The sequence below is a fragment of the Prevotella sp. E9-3 genome (genome assembly GCF_022024015.1).
In the GTDB taxonomy this organism is placed as follows: domain Bacteria; phylum Bacteroidota; class Bacteroidia; order Bacteroidales; family Bacteroidaceae; genus Prevotella.
Window position 1 is genome coordinate 2,815,324 of the sequence record NZ_CP091786.1, and the last position, 22,634, is coordinate 2,837,957.

11 protein-coding genes are annotated in these 22,634 nt (G+C 49.0%); 4 read left to right on the plus strand and 7 right to left on the minus strand.

Translation table 11 applies throughout. The features are described 5' to 3' along the window. Positions 1-55: 55 nt before the first annotated feature. Positions 56-1,711, minus strand: coding sequence for a helix-turn-helix domain-containing protein (locus L6475_RS11040; RefSeq protein ID WP_237820007.1), 1,656 nt, complete (start codon positions 1,709-1,711; stop codon positions 56-58). A 156-nt stretch (positions 1,712-1,867) separates the two neighbouring features. Between L6475_RS11040 and alaS the strand changes: the two genes are divergently transcribed. Then, a complete protein-coding gene (gene alaS / locus L6475_RS11045; protein WP_237820009.1) occupies positions 1,868-4,531 on the plus strand; it encodes an alanine--tRNA ligase in 2,664 nt (887 codons plus the stop codon). A 136-nt stretch (positions 4,532-4,667) separates the two neighbouring features. Here alaS and dacB read toward each other — a convergent pair whose 3' ends face one another. After that, positions 4,668-5,849: a D-alanyl-D-alanine carboxypeptidase/D-alanyl-D-alanine-endopeptidase gene (gene dacB / locus L6475_RS11050; RefSeq protein ID WP_237820011.1), complete on the minus strand. Its 1,182-nt coding sequence runs from the start codon at positions 5,847-5,849 to the stop codon at positions 4,668-4,670. Between the two features lie 137 nt (positions 5,850-5,986). On the opposite strand from dacB, the gene ruvA reads away from it, so the two are divergent. Beyond that, positions 5,987-6,616: a Holliday junction branch migration protein RuvA gene (ruvA, locus tag L6475_RS11055; RefSeq protein WP_237820013.1), complete on the plus strand. Its 630-nt coding sequence runs from the start codon at positions 5,987-5,989 to the stop codon at positions 6,614-6,616. A gap of 52 nt (positions 6,617-6,668) precedes the next feature. On the opposite strand, the gene L6475_RS11060 is transcribed toward ruvA, so the two are convergent. The 3 genes from L6475_RS11060 to L6475_RS11070 all read right to left on the minus strand — a co-directional run bounded on the left by L6475_RS11060 (position 6,669) and on the right by L6475_RS11070 (position 11,073). Continuing rightward, entirely contained in the window at positions 6,669-7,544 is an 876-nt protein-coding gene (locus tag L6475_RS11060) for a DUF4249 domain-containing protein (protein WP_237820015.1), read from the minus strand. A 2-nt stretch (positions 7,545-7,546) separates the two neighbouring features. Further along, positions 7,547-9,544: a TonB-dependent siderophore receptor gene (locus L6475_RS11065; RefSeq protein ID WP_237820018.1), complete on the minus strand. Its 1,998-nt coding sequence runs from the start codon at positions 9,542-9,544 to the stop codon at positions 7,547-7,549. Between the two features lie 65 nt (positions 9,545-9,609). Then, positions 9,610-11,073, minus strand: a complete 1,464-nt coding sequence (locus tag L6475_RS11070; RefSeq protein ID WP_237820020.1) for a hypothetical protein — start codon at positions 11,071-11,073, stop codon at positions 9,610-9,612. Between the two features lie 462 nt (positions 11,074-11,535). Here L6475_RS11070 and sprA point away from each other — a divergent pair, with 462 nt between their 5' ends. Further along, on the plus strand, positions 11,536-19,086 hold the full coding sequence (gene sprA, locus L6475_RS11075; protein ID WP_370641605.1) for a cell surface protein SprA: 7,551 nt from the start codon (positions 11,536-11,538) through the stop codon (positions 19,084-19,086). Positions 19,087-19,144: 58 nt separating this feature from the next. Beyond that, complete coding sequence (locus L6475_RS11080) at positions 19,145-20,485, plus strand: uracil-xanthine permease family protein (protein WP_237820022.1); 1,341 nt, start codon at positions 19,145-19,147, stop codon at positions 20,483-20,485. Positions 20,486-20,578: 93 nt separating this feature from the next. On the opposite strand, the gene L6475_RS11085 is transcribed toward L6475_RS11080, so the two are convergent. Next, positions 20,579-21,289 carry a DUF5020 family protein gene (locus L6475_RS11085; protein ID WP_237820024.1) on the minus strand — a complete coding sequence of 237 codons (711 nt, stop codon included), beginning with the start codon at positions 21,287-21,289 and terminating at the stop codon, positions 20,579-20,581. Positions 21,290-21,312: 23 nt separating this feature from the next. Then, the gene (locus L6475_RS11090) at positions 21,313-22,626 is read right to left on the minus strand and encodes an NCS2 family permease (protein ID WP_237820026.1); all 1,314 of its coding nucleotides are present in this window, start codon (positions 22,624-22,626) and stop codon (positions 21,313-21,315) included. Positions 22,627-22,634: the final 8 nt, after the last annotated feature.

Consider the following 22,634-nt stretch of genomic DNA (forward strand, 5'->3'; position numbering starts at 1 on the left):
GACTAACAATTGCAAGAAATGTTAGTCGATTTGCGTCTTTTGTCTCAGTATTCCCTTAGGAAACTTGAGTATCCTTCCACTCCTTAGGTGTCATGCCTAAGTGGGCCTTGAAGGTACGGAAGAACGACATTTCGTTGGCGAAGCCCGATTGCAGCGCAACGGCTGCCACCTTGATGTCAGGCTGACTGACAAGCAACTGCTTGGCATAGTCAATACGGTAGGCGTTGACAAACTGCGAGAAGGAACAGCCACGTGCTGCCTTGATACAATCTGACACGTTACGGCTGTTTGTACCTGCCAGTTCGGCAATGTCGGCCACCTTCAACTCACTGTTCAGATAGGGTTTCTCATTCTCCATCAGGTCGCAGATACGCGCCAACAACAGATTGTCGGGCAGAGTAGAGTCGTCAGGCACAGCAACAGACTGTGGTTTCCGTTTTCTTCTGAGGAGCCATAAAGCGGCGGCACCGCCCGTCAATACGGCAATGAAGAGTAGCGACAGCCAGAGCCAGCCGTTACCGGCCTCTGCCTCAACGTCATCGGTGGTACCAAGGTGGAATCGATACGCAGTAGCAAAAGGAGTGAAATTATTGTCGGTAATGCCGCCTGTCATCAGCAAATCGCCATCGGGCAGAAGAACAGGAGTAGAGAAAGGCAGGGAATCCTGTAGTTCCGTCTCATAGAGAGTAAGGCGAGCGGGCTGCTTGTCGTACTCCACAGCAAGGACATACAGATGGAATCTCTCGTCACGCCCCACGACATAGCCTCGGTGGATAGCACGATCGACTATGACAGACGTGAACCACTCCAAGCGTCCTCCTGCCTTAACGCTCATGGGGATGCTGCAATCGGTAGGCAGCAATTGAAGGTCGGTGCCCTCCAGTTTGGCTATTGCTGCCTCTTGGCTCTTTTTGTTAAGCACCAAGAGCAGATAGGCGTACTGGCACGAATCCCGACTGATACGACTGGCTTCGGCCGGTTTGGGAAGCAGCACGGATATGGGATACCACTCGTTGAACAGCGGCATCTGCGGAGCATCGCCTTTCAAGCGATCCACAACTACCGTATCGGAGTTGAGAGCCATGTTTCCGTCCATACATCCTATGACGAGGGCATCGTCTGAAGCTATCGGGAAGATGAAAGGAGAAGCCCGGAAGACCGACACCGACTTGACGAACTTGTTCTGTCGCGAACCATCGAACACCTCCATGCAGTCTTCCTCGTAAGAGTTGCCACTGATGAGCACACGTCCGTCTGCCAGCAGGGCCGATGAAGGGAAGAAGCGTTTCTTCTCCATGCAGCCGTAGCCCTCAAAAGTGCGTGTCTCAGGATCAAAAAGTTCCACGGAAAAAGTCTGTCCTATGCCTAAGGCTTTCTCATGACCAGCAGCCAGTAGCACTTTGCCCGATGGAAGTGGCTGGCACAAGCCGTGGTCGTGGGTATAGACCATAGGCAACACATGCCACTCACCGTTCTCGAAATACTCGGCGGTGGGCGTGGGTACGAAACCCGAAGTATGACCTCCCATGACGTATGGGATGCCATTAATGACCAGCGTGCTTCCTCCACCACGTGGGATGTTAAGGTCGGGCAGCCGCTCCACCTGCACCTTTTTCACGGTACAGGATATGGAGGTAGCAGCCTGTTGTTGTGCCTTTGCACCCGAGGCGAGCATCAGGAGCAACAAGATAAACAAGGTACGCACGTACATTTCTTATTATTATGCTTTATTACCTGTAGATTTGATGATTAAGAGTCGTTAGAGCCTAATTGTATGCAAAATTACAAAAAATGCATGAGAATGCTTCGCTTATTTGAGAAAAAAGAGTAATTTTGCACGCAAAATTGAAAATAACCCCAATTAATAATGACTGCAAAAGAAATTCGCGACTCATTCAAGAAGTTTTTCGAGTCGAAACAACATGCCATCGTGCCCTCGGCTCCGATGGTAATCAAGGACGACCCGACGCTGATGTTCACCAACGCCGGTATGAACCAGTGGAAGGACATTATCCTGGGAACCCGCGACCCTGAGCCTCGCCGTCGTGCCGATACCCAGAAATGTTTGCGCGTCAGCGGTAAGCATAACGACCTGGAGGAAGTAGGCCACGACACCTACCACCACACCATGTTCGAGATGCTGGGCAACTGGTCGTTTGGTGACTACTTCAAGGAAGGTGCCATCGACATGGCATGGGAATATCTGGTTGATGTGCTGAAACTAAACCCCGAAGACCTTTACGTGACAGTGTTTGAGGGCGATCCCAGCGAAGGTCTGGAGCGTGACGACGAGGCTGCCGGCTACTGGCTGAAGCATGTGCCTGCCGACCACATCATCAACGGCAACAAGCACGACAACTTCTGGGAAATGGGCGATACCGGTCCTTGCGGTCCCTGCTCAGAGATCCATGTAGATAGCCGTACTCCTGAACAGAAGGCTGCTTCTGGCAAGAGCGGTCGCGAGCTTGTGAACCAGGACGACCCGCAGGTCATCGAAATCTGGAACATTGTGTTCATGCAATACAACCGAAAGGCCGACGGCTCGTTGGAGAAGCTCTCCATGAAGGTGATTGATACCGGTATGGGCTTCGAGCGTCTGGTACGCATGCTGCAAGGCAAGCATTCAAACTATGACACCGATGTGTTCCAGCCCATCATCAAGGCTGAGCAACAGATTACGGGTCTGAAATATACTACCTTTGAGGAAGAAACCGAGAATCCTGTCAGCAAAGAACAGGATGACATCAACGTGGCTATGCGTGTATGCGCCGACCACTTGCGCGCCGTTTCATTCTCAATTGCTGACGGTCAGCTGCCCAGCAATGCCAAGGCCGGCTATGTGATTCGCCGCATTCTGCGCCGCGCCGTACGCTATGCCTATACCTTCCTGGGGCAGAAAGAGGCATTCCTCTACAAGCTCATCCCCACCCTCGTTGAGGAGATGGGCGATGCTTTCCCCGAACTGAAGGCTCAGCAGCAACTCATTGCCAAGGTGATGAAGGAAGAGGAAGATTCATTCCTCCGCACCCTTGACAAGGGTATCCAGCTGCTCGACAAAGCCATGGAGCAGTTGCGCCAGGAGAAGAAGACCGAACTGGATGGCGAGCAGGCCTTCCGCATGTTCGATACCTATGGTTTCCCTCTCGACCTAACAGAACTGATTTGCCGTGAGAACGGTTTCACCGTCAACGAAGAGCAGTTCAATGTTGAGATGCAGAAACAGAAAGACCGTGCCCGCAACGCTGCTGCAGTAGAGAATAGTGACTGGGTAGAACTGAAGCCCGGCGAGCAACAGTTCGTAGGCTACGACTATTCTGAATACGAGTGCGAGATACTCCGCTACCGCAAGGTAACTCAGAAGAAGAACGAGTTCTACGAAATTGTTCTCTCTTCTACTCCTTTCTATGGTGAGATGGGTGGACAGGTAGGCGATCAGGGCGTACTCGTTTCTGAGACAGAGACCATCGAAGTGATTGACTCAAAACGCGAGAACGGTCAGACCATACATATTGTAAAGCAGTTGCCAAAGGATCCTTCGGCACCTTTCATGGCCTGTGTAGATACCGACAAGCGCGATGCCTCGGCTGCCAACCATACCGCTACCCACCTGCTCGACTATGCTCTGAAACAGGTGCTGGGCGACCATGTAGAGCAGAAGGGCTCGTTCGTAAGCCCCGACACACTGCGTTTCGACTTCTCACACTTTGAGAAAGTTACTGACGAGCAGTTGCGCGAGGTAGAGCGCATGGTCAACGACATGATTCGTCAGGACCTGCCACGCGATGAGCACCGCGACATGCCTATGGACGAGGCCAAGAAACTGGGAGCCATTGCACTCTTTGGCGAGAAGTATGGCGACAAGGTGCGTGTGATGCGCTTTGGTCCCTCTTGCGAGCTCTGCGGCGGTATTCACGCCACTAGCACCGGTCGCATCGGCTTCTTCAAGATCGTTTCCGAAAGCAGTGTGGCTGCCGGCATTCGTCGTATCGAGGCCAAGACCGGCAAGGAATGCGAAGAACTGCTCTATCAGACCGAGGACATGCTGAAGGCCGTGAAGTCGTTCTTTAACAATGCCAAAGACCTGCAGGGCGTTATCCAGAAATATATTGAGGAACACGACCACATGAAGAAGGAGATTGAGTCGTTCCAGGCTCAGGCCGTTGAGCGCGCTGCTCAGCAGTTGGTCGAGAAGGCCCGTGAGGTGAATGGTGTGAAGGTGGTATCAGCCCATCTACCTATGACTCCTGCTGCAGCCAAGGACCTTGCCTTCAAGGTACGTGCCAATGTAGAGGGTTCACTACTCTGTGTGCTGGGTACCGTACATCAGGACAAGCCACAGCTCACTATCATGATGAGCGACGACCTGGTAAGCGACCACGGTCTGAATGCCGGACAGATGGTGCGCGAGGCTGCCAAACTGATTCAGGGTGGCGGTGGCGGACAGCCCCACTTTGCTCAGGCAGGCGGCAAGAGTGCCGACGGCATCACTGCTGCCATCGACAAAGTGCTGGAACTGGCAAAACTATCATAAAACAGCAACGGCCTCACAACACACTTGTGAGGTCGTTTTCTTATCTTTCTCTTAACCTTTATCCCTCTTCATTTGCACAATTATGAATTATGAATTATGCATTATGAATTGAGAAAGATTTTTCACTCTTCATTCTTCACTCTTCACTCCCCTTGTTTCCACACATCAGACTACAGAGTCGGTCCTGAAAATTGCGGGCCTCCTTGCCGCTCATCACGCCCTGATTGATCACGGCGAAACAGTATTCATGTCCATTGGCAGCCGTGAGATAGCCGGCCAAAGAGATGATGCCCGTCAGTGTGCCCGTCTTTGCACGCACATTGCCTTCGGCTGGTGTGTTCTTCATACGCTTTTTCAAGGTACCATCCTGTCCGGCAACGGGCAGCGAGGGCAACAGGTGAGCATAGATGCCGGGTTGCTGATAGGCATAGCGCAACAGAGCAGTCAGCAACTCCGGCGACACATAGTTATACAGTGACAGTCCACTGCCGTCGGCAAGTCGATACCGATCGCTGTCCAGTCCCAAGGTGTTAATCAACTGTTTCTCCATTGAACGGGCACCAATGGCACTCGCAGGCCTAAGTCCATAGCTGGCAGCCATCTGATAGTACAGACATTCGGCATAGAGATTGTCGCTTTCTTTCATCATGCGAAGCAGCAACTGGTCAATACTATGATGAACGACGGCAAGAGGGATGGCATCCAATGGTGGACGATCTTCAAACACAGTAAGGCTGTCTATCACTATGCCGATATCGGTCAGTTCAACAATAAAACGTTCCAAAAAGTTTGCCTTCCCATTTACCAACAGAGGCGACAGCGTAGGGTTGTCATCGTCCCAGCACCATCCCTCGCCCCAGTGCAGGGTGTCCTTCATCGAACGGTCGGTGACGATAGAGCCACGCAGCGTATCCACCCCCAGCCATCTGAGCCGTTCGGCAAAGTCGCGCAGGTCGGTATGGTCAAACATAGGGTCCATGCCGCCCGTCAGGTAGATATTTCCTGTCAATGTACTGTCCTTCAGTTCGCCTGAATAGCTTAGCGAAGTTTTCAACTGATAGTTGCCTCCCAGATAGTGAAGGGCCGAAACTGCAGTCACCACCTTCATGGTAGAAGCCGGACGCATGGTCTGCCTGTGGTTATGGGTATAGACAGCAGAATCGGCCGTCAGGTCATATACCATTAGTCCCACCTGCGATGTTTCCAACAGCGGTTCACTGGCCAGTAGCGAGTCCAACCGCACCCTGAGACTATCCTGTGCCCACGCACCGACAGTGCAGCAAAGAAAAAACAGCGATATATAGAAAACTCTTTTCATAACTATCTGCAAAAGTACAGAAAAAACAGAAAAACAGCGCCTCATCTCATCAACTTTTTTGCCATCATCGTCTTTCATGCAATAAAAACGGAACAAAGCCCGTTATTTCATTGTATATACAAACAAAAAATCCTACGATGATTGAATACATAAAAGGCGAACTGACCGAGTTGACTCCTGCCATGGCTACAGTTGAAGCAGCAGGAGTGGGTTACGGTCTGAATATCACCCTTACGACTTATTCTGCTTGCCAGAAATACCTTTCTCACCCTGGCAGTGCTGCCAAAGAGCCTGTAAAGCTTTATATCCATGAAGCCATTCGCGAGGACGCTCACGTGCTTTATGGCTTCTATAATAAAAAGGAACGTGAAATGTTCCAGTTGCTCATCACTGTCAGTGGTGTTGGAGCAAACACCGCCCGCATGGTATTGTCAGGCATGAGCGTTGCCGAGTTGTGTAATGCCATTTCCACCGGCAATGCCAAACTGATTCAGGCAGTGAAGGGCATTGGCAAGATGACGGCCCAGCGCATCATCGTTGATCTGAAAGACAAAATCGTAGCACTGGGTATTGCACAAGAGATTCCCGCCGGCGGTTCCATCGCCTCGCCTGTGAACAATGCCGTACGCGACGAGGCTGTGGCAGCCCTCACCATGTTGGGCTTTGCGCCTGCACCCACCCAGAAGGTGGTGGTGGCCATACTGCAGGAACAGCCTGCCCTACCCGTAGAACAGGTGGTGAAACTCGCACTGAAACAGATAAAGTAACTGAAAGTTAAAGGAGTAAAGGTATAGCCTAACGCGCGTAAAATTAGGATTTTCAAAGACTATTTTTTTCAGCATCATCAAGATTCTGCTGAAAAAAATAGTAAGTACTGCATCCATAGCCACACCAATAGCCGATGCCTCCTTGAACATTGGTTCGAACGCCAAGGGGGGAAGAGAAAAACATATTTGTGGAAAGATTCTGATCTTTAAGATAATCGTCCCAAAAATGGAAAGAACACTCATCGACTTGCGCAAACTTTATGGTAAGCAACTCACGATCAGAGAAATAAGGTATATAACTATCTCCGATAAGTTGATGGCCCCTATAGACAGGCACTTCTGTAGGGCCGTCAAGTACAACGTCGTCAATGCTTCCCAAATAAGATCCTATGAACTGACGACTTTGAGTTCCCTCACGAACAAAGAACTGGTAGTAATTCTTCTCATTAGGATTATCGGTAAAACAAGCCTTGATATAGTGGAGTGAGTCCGATCCTTCCACCCTTTCCACTTTGAACGAATCAATCTGAGGTGCCTTCGGTATGGTGGTTGTAGCGGTTGCATAATAGTTGTCATACTCTACCGTGAGATGATATGTTTTTCCCTCTTGACCAATCATATAACCTGTAGTGTAAACATAAGGAGGATAATACCCTTTGTCAAACTTTCCCGTAAGCACAACACTATTTTCGCCATCAGAAACCGTAACCTTAGCCCATTTAACAAGGAATTCCTGATAATCTTCTATACTCTGATACTCGCTGGTAATGGGAAGTGTCGTAGTAATTAAAACCACTGGCGGTTCACCATTTTCTATCCATCCCTCTACGACAAGGGCCGATTCAGTTTGTTCAACACCATAATCATCACTACAGCCCATTAGCCACATGGTGGTAAAACCTATTATGAAAAGACGAAAGAATCTCATAGCTAAAACTTACAATAATAACTGACTGAGGGCAGAACATCAATAGCAAAAGTCACCGGCTTATAGGCAAACTGGACTCCACCCTTGGTACTGACATAATAGAAGAGTTCATTGCGATGGGCTGTAGCATTATAGACTGACAGATTCACACCTTGTTCTTTGAACCATCGTGTGTGCCACTTGTAGTTTACTGAAAGGTCGAGACGCGCATAAGGTTTCAGTCTGCTACCATTATGCTCTCCATAGTCAATGAGGAAATTGGTGTTTATAAATGCAATATGACGGGGGGCGGTGAAGGGAGTACCAGTGGCATAGACGAAGGTTGATCCAAAACTCCAATGTGGGTTGAGCGAGTAACTGCCGACAAACGTGAGTTCGTGGGGTCTTTCATGAGCTGCTGGAAAATATCCTTTCATATTTTCCTCCTCAAAAGTGCGTCGGGCTCGCGTAAACGTATAACTCACCCATCCTGTAATATTACCTGTACATTTCTGTAACATTGCACTGTATCCATAGTTATAACCCTTGCCGTAAATCAGGTTACGCTCAATATCGTAGGTACTGTTAACATAGTCGAGAACTGAACCTTTGTATTCTATCTGGCGATTGATTTGCATATAATAGGCATCAAGCGACAAACGATATCGGCGACCAAAAAGATAGCGAGAAGCACCTGCAGAATAGATATAAGCATACTGGGGCCTACGTTTATCACTGGACGACAACCAAAATTCCGACGGAAGCCCTATGTTTGAGAAACCTGTCTGAAACAGATATTGATGTTTTGTAGAGAAACTGACGGAGAGCAATGTCATATAATCATCGTATAACAAAGCCACAGACGGGTCGGCACTGGTATAAGACTTTTTATCATCATACAGATAGTGACTCCCTTTCAATCCGGCTACCGCCTGCACATTCCCGGCTATTGGCTGCTGATACTCAACGAAGAGCGATGTTTCAAGAGAATTGGTGGTGGAAGTGTGACCATTGCTTTTATTAAAACTCCCATCAGCCTTTAGCGATTGTGGCTCCACGTGATGCATAACACTCTCTATGCCATAGTGCCAGCGACGGTAGTTGGCTGTGCTTTTAAGACCAATGTCAATGATACCGGATAGCAATTGAAAATCTGCATCATTCATTATGAGACTGAACTTGTTGTTGTAGTTAGTCACATAGCCCATAGTATGCATATTAAAGTCTTCCCTACTATCGTAAAACCAATGAAGGGCAGCCATACTGTTACCCCAATGGTCGCCCATTTCGGCCAAATAGTGGGATTCGTTCATCTCAAGCCTATCATTACCGCTATAGGCATCAAGCACCAACAAATGACGGTCGTTAATCCGGTGACTAAGAGTAACATTGGCATCATAGAAAGAATAAAGCAACTGCTGATCATCAGCCTTCAGCCATCGACTATAGAGCAGGTTCATGTAGGAGAGACGTGCAGATGCCGTAAGACCTGTGCGTTGTCCTAATGGTGTGCGGAGGGTGGCTTGTGAGGAGATAAGCCCTAAAGCCAGTTCGCCTCCCAAAGAGTCAGGTCTGTCAATGGGAAGTTCCATATTCAGTTCACCACCAAGGCGGTTTGAGGTACTGCCCAGTGTTGCATTTCTATGAAGCGAGAGCGCTTTGTAGTGTGATGCATTGAAAGTAGAGAAGAAGCCCATCAGATGGCTGGCATTGTAGATGGGGGCACCGCCAATAGAAATCAAATTGTGAGAATTCTCACATCCACGGATATTGATGCCACTCTTATACTCATTATTGGTCTGTATGCCAGGCAGCATCTGTGTGTAATGCAAGGGGTCAGCATTTCCCAATATCTTGGGAAGGTCATCCATCATCTGCATATCCCAACGTATTGAGCCATCACGCTGGGTCTTCACAGAAGATGTATAGTGGAAGCCACGAACGGTAATACTATCTAATGACAAGCTCCACGCTTTTTCTTCCTCTTGCGCAATGGCAGAGAAAGAAAAAGCGCAGAGCATGAATGCAGTCGGAAAGCAGCTTTTGAAAAGGCTACACATCGACATTTTCTCGAAAAACAGAGTGATTATTTATCTTCTTCAATCAGTTTGGCATATTGCTCAACCACACGCTCGAATCTGTCAATGACAGCCTTGAAATCGTCTCTATCAAAGAATGCTTCCATAGAGAGACTGTAAGAAGTGCCATCATAGAACTGCAATACTGGGTCCATATACCAGTAGGTTCGCTCTGTCCAATTACCATTATACCAAGTCATTTTCTTATCTGAGAAGCTCTCAAACTTCACAGAAGCCTGCACAGTTGAGGTGTTATCATAATAAGCATTGAGGGTAGCCAGACTATTAGCCTGCCCCATATATGACTTGAACTTACTTTCTTCATACTTATTATCCTGAGCTTTCTCAAGGTAGCTGGCAAACTTATTGACATCCTGCACACTACCTTGCAGCTGAAGCATGCCCAACACATCAATCTTGGCAAAGGCATTCTTAACTGAGACATTATCAAAATCAGCCTCACTCTCGTTGCTTACCAGTGCCGACAGGTTTGCTTGAGGAATGCCAGACGGATCGGCCGCCACTGATGCCGACAGCAACGGAGTATCATTCTTTGTCAGCGCTACAGATACTGATACCTTTGAATTGGGGGTGTAAGCCACTTGGCTAACATTCACCTTATAACCGTTGTTTAACTCCACCAAGGCAGACAGCGACAAATTACTACTGCTCAGATCGAATTCTTCGCCAGCTATACCAGAGAGATCAATCTTCACTGTGGTCTTCACCACCTGCTTGCCGCCTTGGGTCAGTGTCACCACAATCTGCTCAGGCACACCAATAGTTGCATCGGTATAATCATAATAATTGTTTCTGACATACACTACATCAACATTATTCTCATTAAATAGTGTATTAGAATCATAGTGGCGTTCTTTAAGTTCTCCAATATGTACCTTCTTAACGTTTCCACTTGTAGTCAATTTCAACACACACTCCTGACGATACTGATCGGTAAAGATGAATTCCAAGTCATTAGCTGCACTACGTACCCAACGACCATCCTGAGCTCGGAATTGGCTGCAGAAATTTGAAGCCAACAACAATGCCTTATAGTTAGTCATGATATCTTTATAAATATACATGTACGAATAATCAGAATCTCCATAAGGCCCATAGGTCTCAGTATCAGTTTCAGACACACCCACCATACTACGTGATGCCTTGAAACAATCATCTGCCCATTTTTCCACTTCATCCCACTCATACTTATTCACATAAGTGGAATTGATATAAGTTCCTAGGTCTGCTATGGATTTAAAATCATCAGCTTTAACCTCATCCATCAACCTGTTAGCCACTTTGTCCAAATAAGCTTTCTGCTCGGAAATTGACTTAGCTTTTCCACTTTCAGGACTTTTTTCTTCATTCTGACTGGTTTGTGGATCGTCATCGTCATCCCCACAAGAGTTAAATGTTATGCCCATAGCCATCGCCATCAAGGCAGTAACCAGTAAATTAATCTTTTTCATTCTCAGATAATTTGTTTTTAGTTTACTAATTCGGTTTAAAATAGTTCTACTTTGCAAAAATAAATATAATTACACATAATTCAAAATATATTAGCACTTTTTTTTTGTTTTACCTGTATATTTCATCCTTTATTATTGTATTGACTCTCAAAACGCTATCTATTACTAAGTAACGGAATATATATATGACTTCAAAAAATACAACGGTTGAAATAATTATAGCTATAATTTTCGGAATTATAGCCATAATTTTCAAAATTATAGCTATAATTTGTTTTAATGCTTTTGCAGACTGGATATAACAGACAGACTATTAGCATGTTGTTTTTGTTCTAAAGTTTTCTTTTAATTGTTCAGGACTTTACCGATTTTCTCCCCGAAAAGCAATAAACAGGCCCCGACTGGCGTTATAGAGAAAGTGGGCGCGAATGGCTCACACATTATTTTATACAGAAAAGAGAATTGAAGCGTTTAGCCTATATACTGTGCATCTTACTGAGCATTACGGCCTTAGCCATACCGCCGCAAGATGACAACACCCAGCCGAAGAAGCCTGCGCCAAAAGCGCAGCCTAAGTCGGTGTCCACAGAGGATGAGAGCATCCCCGACTCGCTGGTACACACCCGCTGGCGCATTCAGAAAACCGCACCACTGACTACTGAAGATGCCGACAGCAGTGCGCTGGACTTGCACATGCCGGAGAACATCAAGCTTGAAACGGTGTACAACGATTCGCTGAACCTCTATTTTCTCGGTTCAAAGATGGGCGACTCGTATCTCAGCGCCCCCATCCTCATGACGCCTGAGGAGTATATGAAATGGAGCGAACGGAAGGCCCGACAGGCTTTCTTCCGACAGAAAGATGCCGAGAATGCCGCCGCTAAGGGTAAGGAAAAGTTTGACTTCACCGACATGCACTTTGACCTGGGACCAGCAGAGAAGATATTCGGACCGGGAGGCGTGCGCATCAAGACTCAGGGAACGGCCGAACTGAAACTGGGCGTCACCATGAAGAATGTGGAGAACCCCTCACTGCCCATCCGCAACAGAAAAACTACGGCTTTCGACTTCGACGAAAAGATAAACCTGAGCGTGAACGGCAAGGTGGGCGACAAGGTGAACATGACCTTGAACTACAACACCGATGCCACCTTCGACTTTGACACCAAGAACCTGAAACTGCGCTACGAGGGAAAGGAAGACGAGATAGTGAAACTGGTGGAAGCCGGCAACGTGTCGTTCCCCTCCAACAACTCGCTGGTGACGGGCGCCTCAAGTCTGTTCGGCATTCGCACCGACCTGCAGTTTGGCAAACTGAAACTGCAGACGGTACTGTCGCAGAAAAACTCTACCTCGAAAAGCGTGCAGAGCAAAGGCGGAAAACAGACTACCCCCTTCGAACTCAACGTATCGGACTACGAAGAGAACCGACACTTCTTCCTCTCACACCACTTCCGACAGATGTACGACCGCGCCATGCAGTCGCTGCCCAACCTGACCACAGGCGTCAAGATAAACCGTGTGGAGGTGTGGGTGACCAACAAGAGCGGTACCACGGCCAACTCGCGCAACATTATTGCCTTCACCGACCTGGGCGAGAATGCGTACATCAGCAATAAAAACTGGAACCCTACAGGACTCAACGTGCCCAGCAACCTGGCCAACAACGAGTATCAGACGCTGGTGGCACAGATCGACTCGGCATCTCGCACCTTCGACATCATCACCTCCCGACTGGAGGCCATACCCGAATTTTACGGCGGCAGCGACTATGAGAAGTTGGCTTCAGCCCGACTGCTCTCGCAGAACGAATATACCGTGAACACCGCCTTGGGATATATCTCGCTGAAAACAGGACTGCAGACTGACCAAGTGCTGGCCGTAGCCTATGAGTACACTTATGGCGGACAGACCTATCAGGTGGGTGAATTCTCTACCGACCTGACGCAGACCGACAAGGCGCTTTTCGTCAAATCACTGAAGAACACCAGCAACAACCCCTCTCAGGGCAACTGGCGCCTGATGATGAAAAACGTGTACTACCTGGCCTCAAACGTGGAACGCGACGGATTCCGACTGGACATCAAATACCAAAGCGATACCACGGGTACATATTTGAGTTATCTGCCTGAGGCTCAGCTGAAAAGTACCTTATTGCTTCAGGTGATGGGATTAGACCGACTGGACAAAAACATGAAGCCCCACGCCAACGGTCAGTTTGACTATGTGCAGGGATATACCATCGACAACGGCCGCGTGTTCCTGCCATCGGCAGAGCCCTTCGGCAGTTATCTGCGCAACTACTTGAAACAGAAAGGACTGGAAAGTCTGGCCGACAAATACTGCTTTGACGCACTCTACGACTCTACCAAGACGTATGCCAAGCAGAATGCCGAGAAGAACAAGTTCATCATGACCGGACAGTTCCGCGGCAGTTCGGCCAACGTGATATCCCTGGGTGCCTACAACGTGCCGCAGGGTTCGGTGGTGGTGACGGCCGGCGGTGTGGTGCTGCAAGAAGGCAGCGACTACTCGGTAGATTATTCTGCCGGTGAGGTGACCATTCTGAATCAGAGCATCCTCGATGCAGGAACGAATGTGAACGTAAGTCTGGAGGACAACACCCAATATGGCATGCAGCGCAAAACGATGTTCGGCATCAACTGGGAATATGACTTCTCGAAGAATTTCACCTTGAGCGGCACCCTGCAGCACCTGCAGGAACAGGCCCTCATCACAAAGGTGTCGATGGGCGAAGAGCCGCTGAACAACACCATCTGGGGACTGAGTCTGAACTGGAAAAAGGAATCGCAGTGGCTCACCAACATGCTGGACCGCCTGCCCCTGCTGCACCTCACGCAGCCCTCGCAGATATCGTTCACAGGCGAGTTTGCACAACTTATAGCAGGAAAAGCACGTGGAACACAGGACAATGCCTCGTATATCGATGACTTTGAGAACACGAAAAACCTGCTGGACGTGAGTGATCCTAAAGCATGGTTATTGTCGAGCGTGCCTTTTATGTTCCCTAATCACGACGACAAGGAGACGGTGAGCAGCGGCTACGGGCGCGCCTTGCTGGCGTGGTACAACGTAGATCCCATCTTCACCCGCCGCTCGTCAAGCTTGACCCCAGGCCATATCAAGAGCGACTTGGAACAACTGTCTAACCACTATGTGCGTGAAGTATATGTGCGCGAACTCTACCCCAACCGCGACCAGTCCAGCTACAACGGCGCCACCTCTACCCTGCCCGTGCTCAACCTGGCCTACTATCCGCAGGAACGAGGTCCCTACAACCTGACCACCGACATGAACGCTGACGGAACACTGAAGAATCCAAAGCAGAAATGGGGCGGTATGATGCGACGACTGGAGACAACCGATTTCGAACAGGCCAACATAGAGTACATTGAATTCTGGCTGCTCGACCCTTATATCTATACGCGTAAGAACGGTACGGCAAGCAGTCACGCCGGAGAGTTGTACATCAACTTAGGCGAAGTGAGTGAGGATGTGCTCTGTGACGGAAAGAAATTCTATGAAAGTGGCATGCCCGTAGATGGCACTTCACAGTTCACCACCACACAGTGGGGAAAAATCCCTGTGCAGGCCACACAGACCTACGCATTTGCCACAACCAGCGGTTCACGCCAACTGCAGGATGTGGGATTCAATGGACTGAACAACGACGAGGAACGCCAGTACGGGGCCTACCAACAGTGGCTGAATGCTATCAGTGGTATAGTGACCAACGACTCATTGATTCAGGCTTGGCGCAACGACCCTGCCGGCGATGACTATCACTACTTCCGTGGTAGCGACTTCGACGATCAGCAAATGAGCATCATGGACCGTTACAAGCGCATCAACAATCCGCAAGGCAACTCTCCTGCCAGCGATAATCAGACAGAAAGCTACGATACCAGTTACAAGACTGGTCCAGATGTTGAGGACATCAATCAGGACTTCACCCTGAACGAATACGAACGCTATTTCCAATACCGTATTCCCATCAGCGATGAAGAACTGCAGGCATACAACCGAGGGGCAAAGAGCGCGAAATCCTATATCGTGGACCATCGTGACTACAATGCCAAACTACGTAATGGCGACTCGGCTACTGTTCGCTGGTACCAATACCGTATTCCACTGGCAGAATATCAGGACAAGATTGGTACCATCAATGATTTCACCTCCATCCGCTTCATGCGTATGTTCCTTACGGGATTTGAACAGCCAATCGTACTCCGATTCGGTTCGCTCGACTTGGTTCGCGGTGAATGGCGCCAGTACAAGAAGAGTCTGCAGACGGCTGTGGGAGCAGAGACTGGACTAATGGAGATGAGTGCCGTGAACGTGGAAGAGAATACCGACCGCACGCCCGTAGCCTATGTGCTGCCACCAGGCATCACCCGTGCCACCGATCCCTCTCAGCCTCAGCTTACAGAGAACAATGAGCAGGCATTATGTCTGACGGTGAAGAATCTGAGTCAGAACGAGTCAAAGGCTGTCTATAAGAACAGCAACCTGGACTTGCGCAACTATCGCCGACTCCAGATGTTTGTACACGCCAACAATCTGGTGCCCAACGAAACTCAGTTGGAAGACTACCAGTTGGCAGTATTCATCCGCTTGGGCAGTGACTACAAGAACAACTATTACGAATACCTGATTCCGCTGAAACTGACGCCCGAAGGACAGTATCGCTGGAACGTTCCCAACGACCGTATTCTGGTATGGCCGGAGGAGAACATGCTCGACATCGACTTGCGCATCTTCACCCAACTGAAGAAGGCACGCAACATGGCACGAGCCAATGGCACAGGCAGTTACACAGAGCTGTTCAGCGACTATGACCCAGAAAAGCCCAACAACCGCATCAGTATTATGGGTAACCCCTCGCTGGGAGAAGTAAAGACCATGATTATCGGTGTGCGCAACCTGTCGAATTCAGCTAAATCGGGTGAGGTGTGGGTCAACGAGCTTAGACTGCGCGAAACCAACAATGAGGGCGGATGGGCCGCTTCGGGCACCATGAACGTCCAGTTGTCGGACTTCGGTTCGGTGAACGTAACAGGCCGCTATATCACAGACGGATTCGGCGGACTGGAAGACGGAATCATGCAGCGTAGCACCGACACACAGAAATCGTATGCAGTAACGGCCAATCTGGAAATGGGTAAGTTCTTCCCAGATAAGGCAAAGGTTACGCTGCCAGTTTACTACTCTTACTCGAAAGAGATTATCAGTCCGAAGTACAACCCACTGGACTCAGACATGGAACTTGACGACGCACTGGCTTCGGCAAAGGACAGTCATGAGCGTGATTCTATAGAGAGTATCGCACAGACACGCAATATCACACGAAACTTCTCAGTATCGAATGCCCGTGTGGATATTAAGAACAAAAAGCATCCTATGCCTTATGATCCGGCCAACTTCTCAGTAAGCTATAGCCATGCCCACCGTAAGACTACTGGTGAGACTACCGTTTGGGAAACCGACGACCAGTGGCGCGGTGCTTTGAACTATACCTACTCTCCCGTACTGAAGACATGGGAACCGTTCAAGAAGGTAAAGGGCAAGTCTAAATGGCTGAACTTCCCCAAGGCTATCGGCTTCAACTTCCTGCCACAAAACATTGCCTTCGGCTCAGAGCTTACCCGTACCTACTACGAACTGCAGGAGCGTGACTTGGAGAACACTGTAAATCCGAACCTGCCACTCTCGTTCAGTGAGCAGTTCCTCTTCAACCGTGACTTCCAGTTGCGCTGGGACTTCACCAAAAACCTGCACATGAACTTCCAGTCGGCCACTCATGCCGAGATTGAGGAACCTTACACTCCCATCAATAAGGATCTTTACCCCGACCACTATTCAGCATGGAAGGATTCGGTATGGACCAGCATCAGGCACTGGGGTGTACCCCTCGACTATCAGCAGTCGTTTACCATGAGCTATCAGTTGCCTATCGACAAGTTGCCCATCACTGACTGGGTGAAGACCGATGCCTCCTACAATGCCAGCTACTCATGGCAGCGAGGCACAGAACTAGACGATGGCACCTCACTGGGCAACACCATCTCAAACAACAGCAATCTGACCATCAACGGTGCCTTCAATATGGAGACGCTCTACAATCACTTTGAATTCCTGAAAAAGACCAACGAGCGCTTTAAGAAGCAGAACCGCAGACCAGACGCCAAGAAAAAGCCTAAGCGCCCGGAAACAAAGAATGCCAAGACCAAGGAGGGTGAACAGGCCGCAAAGGACGATGCCAAGGAAACAAAGGCACTGCCCAAGAACAAAAACACCTTCCAGCGTGAGCTGTCGCTACAGGCCGACACGGTGATTGAAGTGATGCACGCCAAGAAATCCAAGCGCCTCATTGTATCGTTCAAGGACAGCAAAGGAAAGGCCGTCAACCTGAAATGGAAGGTGATAGATGAAAACAAGATCAAGGTATGGGGCACTGACAGCATGAAGGTGAAAATCAGCGTGATGCCCAAGGAGCCCTATGAGAACCAGTGGTGGTATTCACCGGCACAATACACCGCCCGACTGCTGATGATGGTTCGCAACATCAATATCTCCTATCGCCAGCAGCGCTCCATGACTCTCCCCGGATTCATCCCCAATGTAGGCGATGCCTTCGGACAGCGCACCGGCAGTGTGCTCTCGCCAGGACTTGACTTCGCTTTCGGACTGGCAGGTGAGAGTTACCTGCAGAAAGCACTCGACAACGACTGGCTGCTCTGCAACGACAGTGTGGCCACACCTTCAACCATGTCGAAAACGGAAGACCTGCAGCTGAAGGCCACCCTCGAGCCTGTCACCGATCTGAAGATTGACCTCACGGCTTCGCGCACCATGACACGCACCAAGAGCGTACAGTTCATGTATGAGAGCTCGCCCACCACACAGAGCGGTTCCTTCAACATGACCACCATTTCTATCCGCAGTGCCTTCGAAGGCATGGGCGACGCTTCCAACGGCTACTACTCGGCCTCGTTCGATGAGTTCCGCAACAAGATAGAAGGGTTCCGCCAAAGGGTTCAGGCACAATACGGAAATGCACGTCCGTCAATCGTCAATGCCGACGGAACACCCGTGGCTGTGAATCCCATCGATCCCTACTCATCGGATGTGCTCATCCCTGCTTTCCTCAGCACTTACACAGCAGGAGGCTCGTCATCGCTCAGCATATTCCCTGCACTGACCCGACTACTGCCCAACTGGACGGTGCGCTATAGCGGACTCTCCAAGCTGCCTTGGATTGCCGACCACTTCAAGAGCGTGAACCTGAACCACGGCTATAAGTCGGTGTTCAGCATCGGTTCCTACAATAGCTATAGTTCGTGGCTCGAGTACATGGGCGACCTGGGTTTTGTGAAGGCAGCCGACGGTAGTTATACCCCCTCTTCGATGTACAACGTCTCTACGGTAAGCATCAATGAGGCTTTCTCGCCATTGTTCGGCGTTGATGTCACATTGCACAATAACATGACCTTTAAGGTGGAGTACAAGACCACTCGTGTGCTGAACCTCTCCATGACAAGTGTACAGATCAACGAAGCACTCTCAAAGGACTGGGTGATTGGTATGGGCTACAAAATCTCCAACCTCAACATCTTCGGCATGGGCAACAGCCGTAAGGTAAAAGGTAGTAACAAGAATAACGGAAAAGACAACAACGATAACAACAAGAATCAGCAACAGTCACGCCAAAGCAACAAGGGTGGCATTAACCACGACCTGAACACCCGCGTGGATGTGTCGTTCAGAAATCAGGCAGCCATCACCCGTGATATTGCCTCAGGAGTTTCATCTGCCAGCAGCGGAAATCAGGCATTGAAGATTTCTTTCTCGGCAGAATACACACTCTCACGCTATCTGAGCATGAGTGCCTACTACGAGCGGCAGACCAACACGCCACTGCTCTCGGCCAACAGCTATCCTACTACCACGCAAGACTTCGGTGTATCACTGAAATTCTCTTTGACCCGATAGTCAGGATATGACTACCTTTGTAGGCAAATAATTAATATACGAAAAAGAAATATTCAATATGATGAACTCTATCACTGAAAAAGAAGGCATTAGAGATGCCAAAGAACTGGGTATGCCCAAGTATATCATCCTGGGTATCCAACATTTGTTTGCCATGTTTGGTGCCACCGTGCTGGTACCTGTATTAACCGGACTTTCTGTGTCGTCAACATTGCTGTTTGCAGGTATCGGCACATTAGTCTTTCATTGTGTTAGCAAGTTTCAGGTGCCTGCCTTCCTGGGGTCCTCATTTGCCTTTCTGGGCGGTTACCTGTCGGTGAAGGCACTCGGCATAGAGCAGGGCATGAGCGAGACGTTGGCTCTGAGCTATGCATGTATCGGTGTTTTCTTTGCTGGGCTTTGCTATTTCGCGATGGCAGGACTCATCAAGTCGTTTGGCATTGAGAAGATACTGCACTTCTTCCCGCCCTTGGTTACAGGTCCCATGATTATCGCTATCGGACTGGTGCTCTCGGGTAGTGCTATTCAGAACTGTACCACTAACTGGTCTTTGGCTATCATAGCGTTGGTAACGGTGATTTTTGCCAGTGTGAGTGGTAAGGGTATCATCAAGATTGTTCCTATTCTGTTGGGCGTGGTGGTCAGCTATCTGACGGCCGTGATAATGGGAGAAGTAGATTTCTCGCCGTTGAGTGAGGCATCATGGATTGGCCTACCGTTCACCAGAGAGCAGACCGTCTTGGCAGTCCTCGACAATATGGATACAACTTTTCTTATCTCTACCATCATTGCCATTATGCCTATTGCCATTGCAACCATCATGGAGCATATCGGTGATATGTGTGCCATTTCCTCTACTGTGGGCAAGGACTTCCTGAAGGAGCCAGGCCTTCATCGCACGCTAATGGGCGACGGACTGGCTACAGCTTTAGCATCGCTGTTCGGTGCCCCTGCTAACACTACGTACGGCGAGAATACTGGCGTGCTGAATCTGACAAAGGTGTTCGACCCTGCTGTCATCCGTTTGGCAGCTTGCTTTGCCATTCTGCTATCGTTCTGTCCTAAGTTTGCCTGCCTCATAGGCTTGATGCCTGCTGCCACGATAGGCGGTGTAAGCCTGATTCTCTACGGTATGATATCGGCTGTGGGTGTACGCAATCTGATAGAGGACAGCGTTGATTTCAATTCTTCTCGAAATGTGTTTGTAGCAGCGTTGATTCTGGTGATTGCCATCGGCGTAAAATATGGTGCCAATGACAATGTATTCATTGGTCCCATTCATTTTTCGGGTTTGGCACTTTCTGCTATCGTTGGTGTGACTCTCAATGCCGTTCTGCCTGGCAAATTAGGTATGAAGGTGAAAAGTGTTCACGGCAAAGAGAAAAAAGAGCAACATTAATAACGCCTTTTATCCAATCAAAATAAAAAGAGGCCGTGTCAAAAGTAACAGACACGACCTCTTTTTTATGATATATAATTAGTGATCTTGGGTTTAGAAATTCCACTTAACGGCCAGTGTGGGGTTGACGAAGAATGTCTTTGAGCTTGTTGGATCTGTATTATATACGAAATTGTTAGAGAACTCCCACTCAGTACCAACGCTGAAATGATTGTTGAAGTTGTACCACAGCTGGGGCTCAGAGAGCACTACGAGACATCCGTGGCCATTGGCTTTCTCACCACGCCAGAAGTCAATAAATCCTGCAAAGGATAGTTTTTTGTCAAGGAAGTTCAATCCCCACACACCTGTTAGCTGAGCACTAGCATAAGAATGTGTATTATTATAGCTTTTTAAGAAATGCTTGTACATCAGCTGCACTGACCATGTCTTTGAGAAGTCGGCAGTGTGTCCGTTATACGCTGCACCGATGAGACCTGCCTGTTGGAAGCTACCGCTCTTGGAGAGTCCGCCATCGTACTCCACGTGGGCTGCGAAAGGAGAATTCTTGCCCAGATTAAATTCACGTGAAATCTCAGTGTAGGCACTCTCTGTGAAATGGCGCGACATATCCACGTCAACGAAATAGAACCAAGAGCCCCACTGGTCGGCCTTGAACTGCTCAAGGGTTACTGTCAACTTCTGGCGACCAGCTTCCTCACCTGTGTATATATTGCGACCAAAGTCGTAGTGTAACTGAATGTTTTGTGCATTGGCGCTCAAGGCCGCAACAGCCATGAGTGCAATCGTCATGATTTTTTTCATATTCTAAAAAATATTATTAAAGATTACAGAAATGCATAGCGGCAAATGAAGAGGATAGCCAGCAGGATGGTTCCCCAGTTGATGTCGTTGCGGGCATCGCGGTCCTTCATGGTGAAAGACAACAGGTGGATGAGTACATAGGAGATAACACCCATGAGGATACCGTCAGAGATACTGTAGGTGAGCGGCATGAGCACGATACACATGAAGCAGGGGATAGCTGTCACATAGTCAGAGAAATCGACCTTACGGATATCGTACATCATCATGACACCTACCAGCACAAGGGCCGATGCCGTAGCCTGACCTGGAATGGAGAGGAATAGCGGAGCAAAGAGCAGAGCCACTGCAAAGCAAAGGGCTGTTACTAGACTGGTAAGTCCAGAGCGGCCACCGGCATTCACGCCCGATGCACTCTCTACATAGGTCGTAACAGTAGATGTACCCAGTATGGCACCAACGGTAGTACCCACGGCGTCAGCCATGAAAGCCTTGTTGAGGTTCTTCACGTTGCCATCGTCATCCACCATGCCGGCACGGTTAGACACACCGATGAGTGTGCCGATAGTGTCGAACATATCGATGAACAGGAAGGTGAGAACCACGATAAACATATCGACAGTGAAAATGTTATGCCATTCAAACTGCCATAAAATAGGGGTAATGGAGGGAGGAGTTGACATAATGCCACCAAAGTGGGTTACACCTAAGGGGATGCCCACAACCGTAGTTACCAAAATACCGATAAGCAATGCACCCGTAACGTTCTTAACCAACAGGGCAGCAGTGAGCAGAATACCAAAGATTGCCAGCAGTACCGCCGGATCACGCAAGTTGCCCATCGTAACGAATGTAGCATCAGAAGGACCTACAATACCTGCACTCTTCAGGCCGACAAAGGCGATGAAGAGTCCAATGCCCGGACTAATGGCACGCCTCAATACCAACGGGATGGCATTGACGATATAACTGCGCAGTCCCGTAATGGTGAGCAGAATAAAAATGAGACCTTCGATGAATACAGCTGTCAGCGCGAACTGCCATGAATAGCCCATAGTAAGCACCACTGTGAATGCAAAGAAGGCGTTGAGACCCATGCCGGGAGCCAGTGCGAAAGGCAGTTTGGCATACAGGGCCATCACTACGGTAGCCACAACGGCAGAGATGCAAGTAGTTGTAAACACGGCCCCCTTGTCCATGCCGGTAGCAGAAAGGATGTCTGGGTTAACGGCCAAAATATAGGCCATTGTAAGGAAAGTAGTAATGCCACCAATGATTTCCTTACGAATAGTCATAGTAGTAGCATCAAATCCAAGCAAATTTAATAAGTTTTTCATCTTGATTA

Coding starts and splice junctions, on each gene's coding strand:
- L6475_RS11040 (WP_237820007.1), bottom strand. CDS start 1,711: ATGTACGTGCGTACCTTGTTTATCTTGTTGCTCCTGATGCTCGCCTCG.
- alaS (WP_237820009.1), top strand. CDS start 1,868: ATGACTGCAAAAGAAATTCGCGACTCATTCAAGAAGTTTTTCGAGTCG.
- dacB (WP_237820011.1), bottom strand. CDS start 5,849: ATGAAAAGAGTTTTCTATATATCGCTGTTTTTTCTTTGCTGCACTGTC.
- ruvA (WP_237820013.1), top strand. CDS start 5,987: ATGATTGAATACATAAAAGGCGAACTGACCGAGTTGACTCCTGCCATG.
- L6475_RS11060 (WP_237820015.1), bottom strand. CDS start 7,544: ATGAGATTCTTTCGTCTTTTCATAATAGGTTTTACCACCATGTGGCTA.
- L6475_RS11065 (WP_237820018.1), bottom strand. CDS start 9,544: ATGCTCTGCGCTTTTTCTTTCTCTGCCATTGCGCAAGAGGAAGAAAAA.
- L6475_RS11070 (WP_237820020.1), bottom strand. CDS start 11,073: ATGAAAAAGATTAATTTACTGGTTACTGCCTTGATGGCGATGGCTATG.
- L6475_RS11080 (WP_237820022.1), top strand. CDS start 19,145: ATGATGAACTCTATCACTGAAAAAGAAGGCATTAGAGATGCCAAAGAA.
- L6475_RS11085 (WP_237820024.1), bottom strand. CDS start 21,289: ATGAAAAAAATCATGACGATTGCACTCATGGCTGTTGCGGCCTTGAGC.
- L6475_RS11090 (WP_237820026.1), bottom strand. CDS start 22,626: ATGAAAAACTTATTAAATTTGCTTGGATTTGATGCTACTACTATGACT.